The organism is Spirulina sp. 06S082 (genome assembly GCF_034932145.1).
Lineage (GTDB): Bacteria > Cyanobacteriota > Cyanobacteriia > Cyanobacteriales > Spirulinaceae > CCY15215.
In genome coordinates, this window is record NZ_JAYGHV010000031.1 from 1 (window position 1) to 16,486 (window position 16,486).

The following is a 16,486-nucleotide window of genomic DNA, read 5'->3' on the forward strand; positions in this document are numbered from 1 at the left end:
TTCCCTGCCGATTTTATCTCGCTTGCGTGGGGGGATTAGTTTAGTGTCGCGATCGCACCAACAACTCGAAGCAGCGTTACAACTCCTGCAACAGATACTCGAAGCGGCACCCATCGGCTATTTACAGGTCGATCGCTTCAATCAGTTACTCTGGTGCAATCAGTATTCTCGGCAGATTTTAAAGATCGATCGCTGGAACCCCGATCGCCAACGCTTATTGTTAGAATTGGTTCGTTCTTATGAATTGGATCGGCTGATCGAACAAACTCGAAACCAGCAAACTCCCCAAGAACAAGAATGGGTGTATCAATTGACCTCTTTTGTGCGAGAAGATGCGCGATCGCTGGATTATTCTTTAACTTTACGTGCCTTGAGTTTGCCTCTACCGGAAGGACAAGTGGGGGTTTTTCTGGAAAATCGACAACCGATCGTTGAGGCGATCGCCTCCCGCGATCGCGTTTTTTCCGATCTAACCCACGAACTGCGAACTCCTCTCACTTCTATCTCTCTCGTCACGGAAGCTCTACATACTCGGGTCGATCCCTCCCTAAAAACATGGGTAATACAAATGAGAGGAGAACTGGATCGCCTCATTTCTCTCATTCGCGATTCTTTAGATGTGACCCAACTGCAACAACAATCTGAAGTGTGCCTCGATCGCCAATTTTTGAACCTGAAAGCATTACTTTTATCAGTTTGGCAAATTCTCCGCCCCCTCGCCGAAGCAAAAGGGTTAACATTTAATTACTTAGGGGAAGAGTCCCTAGAAATTTGGGGCGATCGCGATCGCCTCGTGCAGGTTTTTCTCAATATTCTCGACAACGGTATCAAGCATAGTGGCGATCGCGGCTCCCTTCGGGTTGAAGTCACAGTAGATAACCCCTTAGAAACACGCACCGATGCTGAATTTTGGATTACAATTGATGTGATTGACTCGGGCTGTGGCTTTCGTGAGTCAGACTTAGAACGAGTATTTGAGCGCTTGTATCGTGGAGATGCTTCTCGGCACAGGAATTTAGTTTCCTCCTCTTCTAATGTTTCTCCCCTGCGTCGAGGGAGTGGTTTGGGGTTAAGCATTGCCCAACAAATTATTATTGCTCATGGTGGCAATATTCGGGCGAGAAACCATCCTGAAACCGGTGGAGCATGGTTACAGATAAAATTACCCAATTTTCATTAAATCTTAACGTTTTCTTGCGATCGTTGTTCTAATATTTAATTCTTTAGGGTTTTTCTCTTTCAGTTTCTTTTTAAATTACTAAATTCACTTTCCTTTTGTTAAATGCCTCTTTCTACTCACACTCATGATATTACACCTCCCACGCAACTCGAACGCGCTCTCAAAGAACTCGATCAAGAAGTATTGCGAATGGGAACATTAGTTGAGCAATCTTTTCGTTTAAGTCACCAAGCGCTCTTTGCGAGAAATTTGGACGCGATCGCGCAAATTGATGCGATCGAGAAACAAATTGATATTTATTATCGTCAAATTGAACTCGATTGTGCCAAAATCATTACATTACAGCGTCCCGTTGCTTTGGATTTGCGATTATTAAATGCGTTTATGCAACTCGTGCGAGATTTAGAAAGGATCGGCGATTATTCCCAAGATTTGGCAGAATTAGCTATGAAATTAGCTCCTTATTCTCCCCATCCCTGCTTGCCAGATATTGAGGAAATGTCCCATAATGCTCAAATGATGCTGGCAGCTAGTTTAGTCGCTTTAACGGAGCTAGATGCAACCGCAGGAAGACGAGTGAAAGTAATGGACGATCTGGTGGATGATGCTTACGATCGCCTTTATCAAACTTTTGCGGAAGCAAAGGATATTAAGGGATCCATAGAACCAATTTTGTTAATGGTCTTGACAATTCGCCACTTAGAGCGTATGGCAGATCATGCAACGAATATCGGTCAGCGTGTCGCTTATATTGTCACGGGACAAAGAGGATAAATCAATTCTAAATCAACAATTATCAATGGGGAAAAAAACAAGGCTTTTACAATTCGCTTTATTGCTTTTGAGTTGTTTTTTTGTAGCAGAGTTATTGGCAGCTACTTTGAGCCATAGTTTATCATTGGTGGCTGATGCGGGTCATGTTTTTTCTGATATTGCAGCTTTGGGTGTTACTTTAACTGCAACTTGGTTAACTTCTCGTTTTGAGGAAAAAGGGGTGCGATCGCCAACTAACTGCACTCCTTCTAAAATTGAAGCGATCGCTGCATTAGTGAATGGTTTAAGTTTATTAGGGGTTGCAATTTGGGTAGGATGGGAAGCAATTCTGCGACTTAATTCCCCTCATCCAGAAGTACAAGGATTGCCCATGTTATTATTGGCAATCTTAGGGCTGATTGTCAATAGCATTAATGCGATGGGGTTATATCGATGCAGTTGTGGCGATCTTAATCTTAAAAGTGCCTTTTTTCATGTTATTGCCGATGTGGTTTCCTCTTTCGGGGTTATTTTGGCCGCGATCGCGGTAATCTGGTTACACTGGTTTTGGGCAGATGGTGTTGTTAGTTTATTGGTTTGTGGTGCGATCGCACTGTTAGCATTACCGTTACTGGTACAAAGTCTGCAAAGATTATTTAGTGCGGAGATCGAGTCATTCTCTCCAGTTTGCGATCGCGATCGCGAGGCGATCGAGCAACTTTTTTATCCTTCCCTCAAGGATGTACTCGATAAACAAAAATAATCCCAAGATTTCCTTTATCAACCCAATCAAGATGAAAACTAATACCCCAAAAATACTAACTTCCGAAGAAAAATATAATCTTCAAGTCAAACAAATTATTCAAACCCTTTCTGATGACTTACCCACGTTATTTGAGCGCGATATTAACTATGATATTTATACAGAAAATATAGAATTTCGCGATCCCATTAGTCGGTTTAAAGGAAAGTTTAATTATCGCATTATTTTTTGGACGCTACGATTTCATGCTCGTCTATTTTTTACCGATATTTATTTTGATGTGCATCAGATCGAGACTACCCCAAAAGATGATATTATCGTTGATTGGACAGTAAGAGGAACATTACGATTACCTTGGCAAGCAAAGGTATTATTTAATGGTAATTCAACTTATAAACTAACAGAAGCAGGCTTAATTTACGAGCATTGCGATCGCTGGGATCGTTCACCTTGGCAAATTCTCAAACAGTTTTTTAAATCAGAAGTAATTGATGCAAAATAGTAGGCGATCGCCATAACAATATCTAGGGATATAGATTTTTATCTTGCAGGAATGTGAATAAAATCATAAATTATGCGAATTTTATTAATTGATGATGATAAAATATTAGTTGAATCTCTCAAAAGGAGTTTAACGGAGTGTAATTATGTAGTTGATGCCGTTTTTAATGGCGAACAAGGTTGGACTTATGGTTCTACTTATACCTACGATCTGATTATTTTAGAAATGGTTTTACCTGATATTAATGGCATTGATTTGTGTCGGCACTTCCGAGAAAATGACTATCAAATGCCCATGCTTTTTTTAACAGCCAAAAATACTAGCACGGACAAAATTCAGGCTCTCGATGCTGGAGCCGATGACTATGCTGTTAAACCCTTCAATTTTGAAGAACTAAATGCTCGCATTCGAGTTTTATTGCGAAGAGAAAGTGGCAATTTTCTCTCCATTTTGTATTGGGGAGAACTGCAACTCAATACTTGCAGTCAAGAAGTCAGTTATAATGGTAAAATGCTCTCACTGACGGCAAAAGAATACACTTTTCTAGAATTACTTTTACACCACGATCGCAGTGTTCTAGATGTTAATGATATTATCGAAGGTTTATGGAATGCCGATGAAGAACCTTCTCCAGCAACCGTGCGATCGCATTTAAAGAGTCTGCGTCGAAAACTACAACAAGCAGGAGCCCCTCGCAATTTTATTGAAACTGTCAGAGGACAAGGTTATCGCTTGAAAACACTCCCCGAGTCGGAAAGATTTCCCGAACCGGTTAAACAAGCTAAATATATGGGGAATAGCATCAAAGAACCAACCAAAAATCTTTTTAAAAATCCACCTTTGTTGTTAATAATTGATGATAATTCGCACTTCATTGAATCTTTAGAAAGTGCAGCCAAAGAGCAGGGAATTAATATAGAAATTGTCTTAAATCCCAGAGAAATTCGCTTTTTTTTGAATGCCAATTCCCAATTACTCCCAGATGCCGCATTGCTCAAATTATCTTTTTTGGATTCTCATCCATTAAGCAAACATTCGACGGTTTTAGCAGAACGTTTGTCGGCAATTTCCGAACTCTCCTTGCGATCGCCTTCCTTACCGATTATTGCGATCGGCGATCGCGATACCTTTGCCGATCGCCTAGAAGTTGCGCGTCGAGGGGGATGTTTTCTACTTCGAGAACCCGCAACCCCCGAGCAAACGATCGCCTCAATTATGCCAATTTTACAGCGTTCTCAGATTGAATATAAAGTGATGATTGTCGATGATGATCTAGACTTATTAAAATCCCTGCCTTCTCTGCTTCATCCTTGGAGATTTAATCTAACAACATTAGATGATTCCAGGCAATTTTGGGATGTATTGCAAGCGATCGCCCCAGATTTATTAGTTCTGGATGTAGAAATGCCTTATATTAGTGGGATTGAGTTATGCCAAGTGCTACGCAGTCATCCTTATTGGCAGCGTTTACCAGTGTTATTTCTCACGACTCATACAGATATTGAGACGCAAAATCGTGCTTTTGCGAGCGGTGCTGATGATTTTGTCAATAAGCCAATTCTTGGCCAAGAATTAGCCGATCGCATTCTCAATCGTCTCAGACGAATACAAATCTACTCTGAAACAAATTCATTAGTAATGCGATCGCCGTACTAACTCAACTTGCTAGTTATTGATTTGATCCCCCCCAGCCCCCCTTAATAAGGGGGGAGAATCCGGAAGTCCCCTTTTTTAAGGGGGGAAAATCCGGAAGTCCCCCTTTTTAAGGGGGGAGAATCCGGAAGTCCCCCTTTTTAAGGGGGATTTAGGGGGATCGAAACGTATCCTATTTGTAACTAGCAACTCGGGTTACTACTAAAATTCATATTCTGAACCAGAGGGCGATCGATTGGGAACCAAATAGAGCATAATAGAGCCATAAACCAATAGAAGATAAATTTAATGTCCCTCTCGACGGAAATTCAAGAAACAATTACCCTGCAATTAAATCGAGAACATAAGAAAATTCTCGATCGCGCAGCAGCCAAGCATTGTATGACTTTAACTGAATATTTGCTCAAACTGGTTTTAGATGCCGCAAGAGATGCAATACCGGACCCGGAACCCGACGCTTTAGTGTTGAGCGATCGCGGCCGAGAAAAGTTACAATTAAACTTACAAGCTCCTCCTCAAGGCGATCGCCCTTTAAGTTCAGGAACTGCTCCAAGAGAAAAAGATGAAAATTGGTTGTTGTAAGTTAGCTATCAGGTTTTCCGGGTGAATGCTGTTCGAGTCCTTCTGCAACCCGTTTTAAGCGTTGGAGTTGTGCCTTCATGTCCTTTTGAGTCCAAGTTAACGCAAATAAGCGAAATCCCCAACGAATGAAGGGATTAGGAATTGCAAACTCAAAACAATTTAATAAAATTGTTCCCTCGTCAGTCTCTTGACATTCCCAGCGATCGCGTCCCTGAAAAAAACCTTGAAATTCCCAGACCACTAGACCCAATTCTCGCTCAATGACTGTATTTTCTAACACGAGGGGAAGCGGGGAAAACTTAACAATAAAGCGACTGCGATCGCCAACTTCCGTACCCCATTCTCCTATAGGTTCGCACCGCAAAGATGAATTTAGCCAACAGTGCATTAAATCGCGATCGACGATGCACCGTTCGACAACAGCAACACTTGCATTAATGGTAATCGATTGCTCTAATTTCATAATCTATCAAATAAATTTTTAATCAAATAAATTCTTCTCGAATCGCTAAAGCCGTAGCAGGAGCAAGTAATATGCCGTTGCGATAGTGACCCGTTGCGAGGAGAACATTATCATAACCGGATAAGCGAGTAATAATTGGAGCCGGTTGACCTTCGGGACGAGGACGCTTTCCCCACCACGATCGCAAGACTTCCCCATCTTCAATATCGGGACAAAAGACGATCGCCTCTGCTTTCATTTTTGCCAATAAGGTTCGATCTGCAATGACTTCCCCCTCTGCATCGGGAAACTCCACCGTTGCACCTAACCAATATTCCCCTTGTCCCAAAGGAACTAGATTAATATCATTGCCAGTAATCACGGGTTGAAAATCAAGATTTCCCAAAGGATTAGCTAACTTGAGATGGAGTGCTTGTCCCAACACCGGACGAATATCAACGGCTTGTTTTAAGTGAGTAGTGAGAGAAGTCGATCCCAGTCCTGCGGCAATAATCAGATCGTCAAATTCAAGAATACCTTTGGTTGTTTCAACTTGCCTGCATTGGCGGTTTTGAGCGCCATTAAGCAGGGTTGAGCGGCAATCTCGAACCTCAGTATCAAATTGCCACTCAATCCCTTGTATTTGGGCTGCTGCAACCAGAGCGCGAGTGAGGGAGGTGGGGTCGATCTGTTTGTCTTGGGGGGAATAAACCGCACCGATCGCGCGATCGCAACACACTTGAGGACAATATTTCTGCAAAGTTTGCCGATCCCAAAGCTGCAACTCGTACCCCTGAGATAGGCGAATTTGGGCTAAATTTTCCCATTTCTGGCGATCGTCTCCCGCAAAAAGAAGTTTAACCAGTCCGTGACAATTAGAAGGAATTGTTTCTCCCGTCAGAGACTCCAATTGAGGCAGAAGCGCCTCATAATAAGCCAAACTGGTGCAACGCAATTGCCAGCGTCGTCCCTTGGTTTTCTGGCTAATAACCCCCATTAACACCCCGAGAGCGGCACCGGTGGCACCCGATGCCGGAACTTGTCGATCCACTAAAGTAACCTGTAAATTAGGAATCGAACTGAGTTCATAGGCGATCGCGGCTCCAACGATACCGCTCCCAATCACGACAACTCGCCTCATGAAGCAATATCGCTTTCCGTGGGGATCGTGTCAATATACTCATCCAAGTCTTTTAACACGCTCTTGTACTCGTCGATCGCAGAACTATACATCTTAAATCCGGCCGCAGCATCCAAGCGCTCGATATCTTCGTAAAAAGCCTCATATAATTCTGTCAGAGCCGGTCGATCCTTTGACAGAACAACCGCACGATTAATATAGCTCATGGAACCACTCAATCCACCGAGGGGTCCGTGGATGAAAGAATCTACATTCTTCCAATCCTCTGACTCAATATACTCAGCTAACTCAGGCATCCGCTCTTGGGCGCTGTATACCGGAGTCATGTATCTTTGAATCTCGGCAATTTTTTCCGGGGTGTAAACTGGAGGTGCTTTCGCAACATTACCCCCGCAACTGACCAATAGGATAGCGAAGGCCGCTAACACAATCGGTAATATAGACCGCAAGCGTTTCATAATTTAGGTTTTACAACAAAGTAACTCGACTTAACAGCATAGAACGTTCTGGGGTTCGAGCCTAACGAAATGTAAAGAAATGTTTCAATTATCTATTGTATGATTTCAGATTGAAATTGTTGCTGTCGATCGAGAGTCCAGCTTTGTACATCATTGGCTTTTCCTTGGTTAACGGCAATAATTAAGTAAGAATAATCAGACCAAGCGATCGCGCGATCGAATTCGGAAGGAATTGCGGCTGTGTCGGGGTGAGAATGATAGAATCCCAAGACAATAATATGGCGATCGCGTGCCTCTTTTTGTGCTTTTAATAAGTCTTCTGGGGCAATGGAAAAATTTCTCGCTTTTTCACCACTGCGATCGGCTAGATTAACAATTTCTTGTAAATATTTCGAGTCTTCTTCATTCCAAGTATTTCGAGTGGGAATCAGATCGAGAATAACTTTGCGATCGCCTTCAATTTCCCCTAAGATAATGCCGCAACATTCTTCCGGATAGGTTTTCTCCGCGTGACGAAAAAGGCTCTGGAATTGTTCCGATTTGATCTGAATAACCATTAAAGCTCCTTAAATGTAGAATTGTTAAAAATAGATTTATTTGTTGCAGAAGAATACTAATCGGCTTGTTGCAATATAAAAAATAAGTTATCCTGTAGGGGTTTGGTTTCCAAACCCTCTGTATTTGGTTCCTTTGTATTTGGTTTCCAAACCCTTTGTATTTGATTCTTCTAGGATATCCTGAATTATGGCACTACAAAAAGTTTTAATACCTTTATCTATCTTAGTCTTGGCAAGTCTGCTGCGAATTTCTGCAACTTCTCAACCTTCAGAGAAAACTCTCCCAGATTTAAGGTTATCTTCCGAAAATCAATCAGAAACCCATAAAACAACATCTCCGACTCAACCCAAAAATACTCTAGAGAATAATCGAGAAACTAATCTTATGGCACAAAGTCCAACAATTCCCCTTGATGGTAGCCCCGTTTACGTTCGCAAACAAGGACAATGGTATGAGGCAATTCTAATGGGTTGGCAGTGGAATAGTTCTACAGGAGAACAATATGAAGTTTCTTATGTTGCCAATAACACGACAGAAACGAGAGTGACGCGCGATCGCATTTTAACATTACAAGAAGCTCAACAGCGCGGCATTGCAACTAATGTTTACGATCTGGCCAGCCAAACGGGGATTGAGCAAATGTTAAATACCCATAATCAATGGCGGCAGAAAGTGGGGGTTTCTCCCCTACAATGGTCGCCAGATTTGGCAAATTATGCTCAAGAATGGGCGAATAAACTGTTACGCGAGAATAAGTTTGAACACCGTCAAAACTCACCTTATGGGGAAAATTTGGCATCGGCATCTGGACAACAATTAAGCCCAGAAAGAGTTGTAAATATGTGGGGAGATGAAGTTAAAGATTACAACTATAATAATAACAGTTGTAAACCGAATAAAATGTGCGGTCACTATACCCAAGTTGTTTGGAATAGCACTCGAGAAGTAGGTTGTGCTGTAGCCCGAAATAGCGATCGCGAAGTTTGGGTTTGTAATTACAATCCTCCCGGAAATATTGTCGGACGGAAGCCCTATTAAATCTCATCAAATCTCAAAATGAGTTTGTAGGGTGAAGATAAAAGCATCATCATTGCCACTATTCTGATTGAGAGAAGGAAGCCAAATTATACCAGGAGTTACAGCAATGCGATCGCTAACTTGATAGCGGTAGAGTGCCTCAACGTGCCAGACATTATCGCGATCGAGTAAAGGCACAGAATTACTCCCCGATCGCACCCCTTTAAGAGTAGGTTCAGATCCCAAAATCAAGGCACCCAAATTCCCTTCCTTCCCCAGATCGGGAAAAGCAAACGCGATCGCATAGTTCCAAATTTCTCCATCCCCAAACTCAATAAACTTGGCCTTAGTTAAACCAGCCCATGCCGAAATTGCAAAACCCTCATCGAGTTGATAAAATGCCGATAACCCGTAAGAATTACCGACAACAGGAGTATCAAAAGCACTATCTGTTCGTCCGGTATTAGCATTTAAAGCAAGAGGAATGAGATTGGCAGAAAATGACCCCGTAGCAACCCCACTCCCCCCAAAGCGAAACGTATTTGCCAGGCTATAATTATGCAGATAAGTTAACCCAAATTGGAAAGAATCGGGAGAACCCAAAACAACCTGCCCCATGAGAGAATAATTACCATTAAATAAACCTTCATCGGGTTCATTCGCATTGTTCGCTAAATAGCCTACATCGACCCGCAAACCTTCCCCAAACCGATAATTTAAGCCTACTCCTCCCCCTTCTCCCCCGATCGCATAAAGAGGGTTGCGCTGTCCAAAACGAGATAAAGCCCCTTGGCCGCCATCTTGGTCATCTAAATAAGGGTTTAGCGTCTCTGCATAGTCAAAATGGGAGCCTCCTGTGGCGAAAAGATGCACCATACCATTTTTACCCACAGGAAAGCGATAACTGAGCAGATCGAGAAAAACAGAATTAGTATTTTCGCTGACTGTAGAAGTGTCCAAAGCTAGACGACCATCATTAGAAGAGAGTAAACTGGCCGCATTTGTCCCCCCCGTATTTCCCCCCGAGGCGAACAAAGGCACTGCATTACTCGCAGAAATCTGAGTTCTCAGGCGATCGCCTCCGTAAAAACTGGTATCGAAATTGAAGCGCGATCGGTATTGAAACACCGTTTCTGTATCGGCATTAGTACGACTGCGAAAAATATCAGTAATATTGTTTGCACCCAAAACATCACTCAAGGCAAAAATAGCCTCTCCCGTCAGTTTTGTTGTCGTGGAAAACATATTTGCCTCCAACTCCTGCACTCGCGCTTCTAAACCATCCGTGCGCCCTCGTACTACTGCAACATCGTTGTTAAAATCCCTCGTGAGTTGTAAGATTGTCTCCAAATCCTCTCGCGAGACAAATTCAGAACTGGTTTGAGCAATTAGCCGTTCAATTTGTTGCCAGCAAGCATTTAATGCCGCCGCAAATTCGTAGCGAGAGAGAGGGCGATCGCCCTTATATTGGCCATCAGGATATCCTGCCAAACAATCATAACGAGCAACCAGATCCCGAAGGGCTTGGTAAGCCCAGTCTTGAGGAGAAACATCGCGAAAGTCAGATACGCGATTGATTTGAGACATGGGAGAATCGTCGCTAAATTCAAGTTCTGTAAGCGTTTGGGCGTTGAGAGGTGAGACAAATGCTAAAACAGTACAGAAAGCAAGTACAGCTTCCCATTTTGGATTTTTAAATAACATCATTTGAGATTGATTGGAAATTTTTCTAATTTTGGCCTATTTTGACGATATCCATAAGATATTCGATCGCCAGCAAATTGCCAATGTACTCGATAGTGGCGACTTAAAGAGGGCGATCGCGCAGAAACAAGAAGGAGAGTTATTGGACGAGTGACCTTACCGCCACAATTAGCACATTTAGAAAATTATTTCGTAACAAAAAATATTGCAAGGTTAGAATGGAACTAGCTCTTGATTTTTGAAATAAAACTACGCTCATGAGCGATCGCATTGCCTTTATTTTTTCTCTCGCAATTATTTTGGGGTTTAATAGCCTCACCTCCTTGAAGGTGAGGGCAGATTCGATTGAATCGGCATCCGATGGCACGGGTACTAATGTCAATCGGAATAGTAATACTTATTTGATTCAAGGTGGAACCCAAACCGGAACTAATTTATTTCATAGCTTTCAAGAATTTGGTTTAAGTGCGGGAGAAATTGCTCATTTTCTCTCGCAACCTAATATTGAAAATATTCTGGCCAGAGTAACAGGAGGCAATCCTTCTCTTATTAACGGATTGCTGCAAGTGAGTGGCGGTAATTCTCATCTTTATTTAATGAACCCGGCGGGAATTGTCTTCGGAAGCAATGCTAGTTTAAATGTGCCGGGGGACTTTTTCGCGACGACAGCGACGGGAATTGGGTTTGGAGGCGATCGCATTTTTCAGGCGATCGGCAGCAATGATTATGATAGTTTACTCGGAATGCCCACCAGTTTTGATTTCGGAATTGATAACGCGGCACCTCTTATTAATGCCGGAAATTTAAGCGTAGGAACGGGTCATAATATAATGCTGACGGGGGGAACAGTTATTAATACTGGGCAATTGAATGCACCGGGAGGAAATATTACGATCGCAGCTATACCGGGAACCAATCGTGTCAAAATCTCCCAAGCAGGAATGATTTTAAGCCTCGAACCGGACATTCCCACTTCAGCAACCGGAAATCCCTTAACCCTGACTGCCCTTGATTTGCCGGCTTTACTGGTAGGGGCAGAATCTCAAGGGATAGAGACAGGTTTAAAAACAAATAATACAGGAGAAGTTCAACTCGCTTCCGGAGAAAATATCCCTTGGGAAACAGGAACGGCAATTGTTACGGGAAACGTTGATGTTAGTTTGGGAACATTAGGAAGTGTGGGGGGAAATGTAGGGATATTTGGCGATCGCCTTGCCCTATTTAACGCCAATATTGACGCTTCGGGAGACAGTGGGGGCGGTACGGTATTAATCGGGGGAGAATATCAAGGATTGGGAGATTTACCGACAGGCGATCGGGTTTATATTGATGCCAATTCTACTATCCGCACCGATGCCCTCTCGGAGGGGGATGGGGGACGAGTTATAGTCTGGGCAGATGAAATAACGGGATTTTATGGCAATATCAGTGCCAGAGGGGGACAGCATGGAGGGAATGGTGGTTTTGTAGAAACTTCGGGGAAACAAGACCTCATCTTTCGCGGCGATATTGATGTTAGTGCTTCCCAAGGTCAAGACGGATTTATTCTTCTCGACCCACAAAATATTAACATTGTTACAGGAGCCGCAGGAAGCCAAGCTAATGATGCAGCACTTGGAGACAATCAGATTCTCTTTGCAGATGGCGGAGCAACAACCTTTACAATTTCTACGGGAACATTACAGAGTTTAAGCGGTACGATTCTTCTCCAAGCAACACAAGATATTTCTACCAATATTGGCGTTAGCCTCAACTTTACGGCAGCAACTTCGGTTACTTTCCAAGCCAATAACAATATTTTTCTCAATAATGCCACGTTGAATTTTGCGGGAGCTACTGCGATCGCCTTTATCGCTGATGCCGATAATGACGGAATTGGCGATGTTAATATGGCAAATGGTTCTATAATCAACACCAATGGAGCAGATCTGAACTTGACCGGAGCTAGGCTTTTTGTTCAGGACATCAATGCGGGAACGGGTAAAATAACTCTCAATGGCAAAAATGAAGTTACTTTTAACAATACTCCCACGATTTCAACTCAAGACCTGACCATTCGCAGCGATATCATTAATCTCGCGATTCCGACAACCATTAATGGTACAGGCAATCTCGTGTTAGAAACCGCGACCGCAAGCCGAGATATTATTTTAGGGGGTACGGGAACGCTCCTAACAGCATTAGACCTGACGACCAGTGAACTGCAAACCCTACAAAATGGATTTAGTTCTGTTACCATCGGTCGAACCGATGGGACAGGGAATATTACTTTAAGCGACCCAAATAGTTTAATCCAACCCACTCATATCGCTGGAGCCGGTAATTTTATCGGTGCAAATCAAAATGCAGCTTGGACGCTAACGGGAAGTAATAGTGGCAGTTTGGGAGGTTTGGCTAATAGTTTAACTTTTAGCAATGTCGCCAAAATTACTGGAGGGAATGCCGATGATACTTTTGCTTTCACCAGTGGTGTTAATTTTAATGGCAATATTGATGGGGGAGCGGGTTTTGATACCCTTGATTATGCCAATTATGGCAATGCTGTTTCCGTCGATATCTTTAACGGTACGGCAACGGGGACATTGGGGATCGCTAATATTGAAACTTTTATTTCACCACCTACACCCACAACCACAACACCCACACTCACACCCACACCAACCACAACACCCACACCCACACCCACACTCACACCCACAACCACAACAATATCTTTGCCTGCATCTCTTGTTTCTCCTCTCCAAACGCGATCGCTTTCGACGCTATCTGTATCTTCACTCAACTCGAATAGCGAGTCCTTAACTTTATCTCGAGATCGTGTCGGCAATTTGCTCGATCGCGGCAATATCGAAGAGGCGATCGTCACCTTAGATGCTTACCATTCTCAAAGTTTTTTGAGCTATTTTAGCAAAGATAAAGCCACCAACGTCCCTTCTCTAGAAGACCTGCAATTGACTCTCCATCGCATGAGTAAGGAGACGGGGGAAATGACCGCAAGCCTTTATATTTTTAGCCGTAGCGATCGCCTCGATCTGATCCTCGTCCCCCCCACCAGCGAACCCATCCACTACAGCATCCCCGATATTTCCCAGGAAACTCTCCTCGCGGAAATCTATAATTTTCAAAACGCGATCGCCCATCCCCTCCACCGTCGTAATACCCGCTATCTCGCCCCCGCACAGCAACTCTACAAATGGTTAATTGCCCCCGCAGAAAAGGACCTACAGCATTTTGCGATTAAAACCATCATGTTCGTCCTCGATGACGGCTTGCGAACCCTCCCTATGGCAGCGCTGCACGATGGTAATAAGTTTTTAGTCGAGAATTATGCCCTATCCCTCGTTCCCAGTCTGTATTTAGTCCCCCCTCATTACGTTGATATTCGTAACAGTTCAGTTGTTGCGATGGGGATGTCAAAATTTACCAATAATGGTGCTTTACCAGCAGTTCCCGTGGAGGTCGATACCATTGCCCAAAAATTCAATGCCCCAGAAACCTTCCTCAACGAAACCTTTACTCTCAAGGCCTTGCAACGGGAATCCCAACGCAACCAAACACAAATCCTCCATTTAGCCACTCACGGACAATTTCAACCCGGTATTCCCTCCGAGTCCTATATTCAACTCTGGGATCGCCCTCTGACTTTGGAGGAAATGGGAGCATTAAATTGGGGAGCAACAAATATTGAGTTATTGGTCCTGAGTGCCTGTCGCACGGCTTTGGGAGACGAGAGTGCCGAGTACGGTTTTGCGGGGTTAACGATACAATCCGGGATAAGTTCCGCAGTTGCCAGTCTTTGGTATGCCGATGATGCAGGAACTTTAGCATTAATGACAGAATTCTATCGTCAGTTACGAGAAACACCAACCAAAGCACAAGCCTTACGACAAGGGCAAATGGCCTTAATTCAAGGAGAAGTGCGTTTGGAAAAAGAAGAGAGTGAATTAGACAGTAAAAAAATTGGTGAATTGGTTAGTCCTTTCGGACGGGTGACATTGCCCCCCGAGTTAGCAAATTTAAGCGATCGCAACTTTCAACATCCTTATTATTGGGCAGGTTTTACGATGATTGGTTCTCCGTGGTAACTATCAATTATCAACTCTCAACTCTCAATTATCAATTATCAACTATCAATTATCAACTCTCAACTATCAATTATCACTTCCCGTTCTAATAAAGGAATAATAGCATCAGCAGGAAGCGCTTTCGCAAAGAAATGGCCTTGAGCAAATTGGCAATCTAACTCTTGTAATTTTTGCATTTGTTCGCGGGTTTCAACTCCTTCTGCAACGGCTTGTAAACCCAAACTTTCTGTCAGGTTTAAAATTGCATTGACCAATCTTAAATTTCTTTGAGATGCTAACATAGAATTAATAAAAGAGCGATCGATTTTCAGCATATCGATAGGCAGATTATGTAAATACGCTAAAGAAGAATAACCCGTGCCAAAATCATCCAAACAAAGCTGAATATTGCCTTGCTTCAGTTGCTCGAAAACCTTTTTTGCGGCTTCTGCATTATCAATCAGAATACTTTCCGTAATTTCTAATTTTAAAATGTTTCCAGTGACCTCATATTTTTGTAAAAGGCGTTCTAGAATTTCAATAAAATCCGGTGTAAAAAGCTGTAATCCAGAAACATTAATACTAACCGTTAAGTCAGAGAGATAAGGAAATTGCGATCGCCACAAACTCAGATGTTTAATTCCTTCTTCTAATACCCATTTTCCGAGGGAAACAATTAATCCAGTTTGTTCGGCCACAGAAATAAATTCTCCTGGAGAAATTAAGCCTCTAGTGGGATGTTGCCAGCGCACTAAGGCTTCAAAACCAACAATTTTTGCATCTGCGAGGGAAACAATTGGTTGATAGTGAAGAATGAGTTCCTCGGTAGAAATTGCCCGCGCCAAATCTGCCTCAACTTGTAGGCGTTTAATCGCTACAGAGTGCATTTGGCGATCGAAAAAGGCTGTCGATCCCATGCCTTGTTTTTTAGCAGATTCCATTGCTGTATCTGCTGCTTGTAAATAATCTGCGGGTTGCTCGTAATTCATATCACTATAAGCGATACCAATGCGAGTAGTAGAAGAAATTACCTCCCCTTCAATAACAAAAGGTTTCGATAAAGATTGATGAATAGACTCGGCAATGAAATGAGCATCTTTAGTCTGAGATAAATTGTCTAATAAAATTGCAAATTCATCACTTCCCGTCCGAGAAAGCGTCGTATTAAGAGGAATACAAGTACGAAGGCGATCGACCATTTCAACTAATAATTGCTCTCCGATCGTTCGCCCCAAACTGGATTTGATTAATCGATAACGTTCGACATCCAATGAGAGGATAGCAAATGGTCGGTTTTGAGAGAGGCATTGTTGAATATAATCGAGAAATAAACTTTGGTTAGGAAGTCCCGTTAAAGAATCATAAAATGCTTGATATTGCAATCGTTCTCGGGCGGTTTCTAGTTCTTGCTGTCGGGTGCGAGTTTGTCCGATAAAAGCGAGAGTTTTATCAATTGTAATTTCTAGATCGTCGAGATCGATGGGCTTAATCAAAAAGTCAAATGCCCCCCGATTCATCGCTGTTCTAATATTGTCCATATCTCCATAGGCAGACATCACAACAGCTTTCAGAATCAAGTCCATCTCCGCAATTTTATTCAACAAAGTTAGCCCATCCATTTCGGGCATATTAATATCTGTGAGTACCATATCGATGCTGCGATCGGATT

Annotated in this window: 15 protein-coding genes; 9 read left to right on the plus strand and 6 right to left on the minus strand. The window is 42.8% G+C overall.

From position 1 onward, the window contains the following. The 6 genes from VB714_RS04410 to VB714_RS04435 all read left to right on the plus strand — a co-directional run. The coding region (locus VB714_RS04410) for a PAS domain-containing sensor histidine kinase (RefSeq protein WP_323221571.1) at positions 1-1,180 on the plus strand (1,180 nt) is incomplete at its 5' end. A 102-nt stretch (positions 1,181-1,282) separates the two neighbouring features. Then, complete coding sequence (phoU, locus tag VB714_RS04415) at positions 1,283-1,954, plus strand: phosphate signaling complex protein PhoU (protein ID WP_323221573.1); 672 nt, start codon at positions 1,283-1,285, stop codon at positions 1,952-1,954. 25 nt (positions 1,955-1,979) lie between these two features. Then, positions 1,980-2,696, plus strand: coding sequence for a cation diffusion facilitator family transporter (locus tag VB714_RS04420; protein WP_323221574.1), 717 nt, complete (start codon positions 1,980-1,982; stop codon positions 2,694-2,696). Between the two features lie 31 nt (positions 2,697-2,727). Next, complete coding sequence (locus VB714_RS04425; RefSeq protein WP_323221576.1) at positions 2,728-3,198, plus strand: DUF2358 domain-containing protein; 471 nt, start codon at positions 2,728-2,730, stop codon at positions 3,196-3,198. 72 nt (positions 3,199-3,270) lie between these two features. Further along, positions 3,271-4,854, plus strand: a complete 1,584-nt coding sequence (locus tag VB714_RS04430) for a response regulator (protein WP_323221578.1) — start codon at positions 3,271-3,273, stop codon at positions 4,852-4,854. Between the two features lie 285 nt (positions 4,855-5,139). Next, positions 5,140-5,433: a DUF1778 domain-containing protein gene (locus VB714_RS04435; RefSeq protein WP_204106098.1), complete on the plus strand. Its 294-nt coding sequence runs from the start codon at positions 5,140-5,142 to the stop codon at positions 5,431-5,433. A gap of 1 nt (position 5,434) precedes the next feature. On the opposite strand, the gene VB714_RS04440 is transcribed toward VB714_RS04435, so the two are convergent. The 4 genes from VB714_RS04440 to VB714_RS04455 form a co-directional block, all read right to left on the minus strand. Further along, positions 5,435-5,896: an SRPBCC family protein gene (locus VB714_RS04440; protein WP_323221581.1), complete on the minus strand. Its 462-nt coding sequence runs from the start codon at positions 5,894-5,896 to the stop codon at positions 5,435-5,437. A gap of 22 nt (positions 5,897-5,918) precedes the next feature. Further along, positions 5,919-7,016, minus strand: coding sequence for an FAD-dependent oxidoreductase (locus tag VB714_RS04445; RefSeq protein ID WP_323221583.1), 1,098 nt, complete (start codon positions 7,014-7,016; stop codon positions 5,919-5,921). Then, complete coding sequence (gene psbQ / locus VB714_RS04450; RefSeq protein ID WP_323221585.1) at positions 7,013-7,474, minus strand: photosystem II protein PsbQ; 462 nt, start codon at positions 7,472-7,474, stop codon at positions 7,013-7,015. The genes VB714_RS04445 and psbQ overlap by 4 nt, the downstream gene beginning before the upstream one ends. Positions 7,475-7,566: 92 nt before the next feature. Then, on the minus strand, positions 7,567-8,031 hold the full coding sequence (locus VB714_RS04455) for a M67 family metallopeptidase (protein WP_323221588.1): 465 nt from the start codon (positions 8,029-8,031) through the stop codon (positions 7,567-7,569). A gap of 187 nt (positions 8,032-8,218) precedes the next feature. Between VB714_RS04455 and VB714_RS04460 the strand changes: the two genes are divergently transcribed. Further along, positions 8,219-9,070, plus strand: a complete 852-nt coding sequence (locus tag VB714_RS04460) for a pathogenesis-related family 1 protein (RefSeq protein ID WP_323221589.1) — start codon at positions 8,219-8,221, stop codon at positions 9,068-9,070. 6 nt (positions 9,071-9,076) lie between these two features. Here the strand turns inward: VB714_RS04460 and VB714_RS04465 are convergent, their stop codons facing one another. Beyond that, the gene (locus VB714_RS04465; RefSeq protein ID WP_323221591.1) at positions 9,077-10,756 is read right to left on the minus strand and encodes an iron uptake porin; all 1,680 of its coding nucleotides are present in this window, start codon (positions 10,754-10,756) and stop codon (positions 9,077-9,079) included. A 10-nt stretch (positions 10,757-10,766) separates the two neighbouring features. Here VB714_RS04465 and VB714_RS04470 point away from each other — a divergent pair, with 10 nt between their 5' ends. Further along, positions 10,767-10,907, plus strand: a complete 141-nt coding sequence (locus VB714_RS04470; protein WP_323221593.1) for a hypothetical protein — start codon at positions 10,767-10,769, stop codon at positions 10,905-10,907. Between the two features lie 103 nt (positions 10,908-11,010). Next, complete coding sequence (locus VB714_RS04475; protein ID WP_323221595.1) at positions 11,011-14,838, plus strand: CHAT domain-containing protein; 3,828 nt, start codon at positions 11,011-11,013, stop codon at positions 14,836-14,838. Positions 14,839-14,897: 59 nt separating this feature from the next. Here the strand turns inward: VB714_RS04475 and VB714_RS04480 are convergent. Continuing rightward, the coding region (locus tag VB714_RS04480) for an EAL domain-containing protein (RefSeq protein ID WP_323221597.1) at positions 14,898-16,486 on the minus strand (1,589 nt) is incomplete at its 5' end.

What these genes read in the sequence shown, in the direction of transcription:
- VB714_RS04435 (WP_204106098.1), top strand. Translation starts at nt 5,140, where the DNA reads ATGTCCCTCTCGACGGAAATTCAAGAAACAATTACCCTGCAATTAAAT.
- VB714_RS04440 (WP_323221581.1), bottom strand. Translation starts at nt 5,896, where the DNA reads ATGAAATTAGAGCAATCGATTACCATTAATGCAAGTGTTGCTGTTGTC.
- psbQ (WP_323221585.1), bottom strand. Translation starts at nt 7,474, where the DNA reads ATGAAACGCTTGCGGTCTATATTACCGATTGTGTTAGCGGCCTTCGCT.
- VB714_RS04420 (WP_323221574.1), top strand. Translation starts at nt 1,980, where the DNA reads ATGGGGAAAAAAACAAGGCTTTTACAATTCGCTTTATTGCTTTTGAGT.
- VB714_RS04430 (WP_323221578.1), top strand. Translation starts at nt 3,271, where the DNA reads ATGCGAATTTTATTAATTGATGATGATAAAATATTAGTTGAATCTCTC.
- VB714_RS04425 (WP_323221576.1), top strand. Translation starts at nt 2,728, where the DNA reads ATGAAAACTAATACCCCAAAAATACTAACTTCCGAAGAAAAATATAAT.
- VB714_RS04455 (WP_323221588.1), bottom strand. Translation starts at nt 8,031, where the DNA reads ATGGTTATTCAGATCAAATCGGAACAATTCCAGAGCCTTTTTCGTCAC.
- phoU (WP_323221573.1), top strand. Translation starts at nt 1,283, where the DNA reads ATGCCTCTTTCTACTCACACTCATGATATTACACCTCCCACGCAACTC.
- VB714_RS04475 (WP_323221595.1), top strand. Translation starts at nt 11,011, where the DNA reads ATGAGCGATCGCATTGCCTTTATTTTTTCTCTCGCAATTATTTTGGGG.
- VB714_RS04460 (WP_323221589.1), top strand. Translation starts at nt 8,219, where the DNA reads ATGGCACTACAAAAAGTTTTAATACCTTTATCTATCTTAGTCTTGGCA.
- VB714_RS04465 (WP_323221591.1), bottom strand. Translation starts at nt 10,756, where the DNA reads ATGATGTTATTTAAAAATCCAAAATGGGAAGCTGTACTTGCTTTCTGT.
- VB714_RS04445 (WP_323221583.1), bottom strand. Translation starts at nt 7,016, where the DNA reads ATGAGGCGAGTTGTCGTGATTGGGAGCGGTATCGTTGGAGCCGCGATC.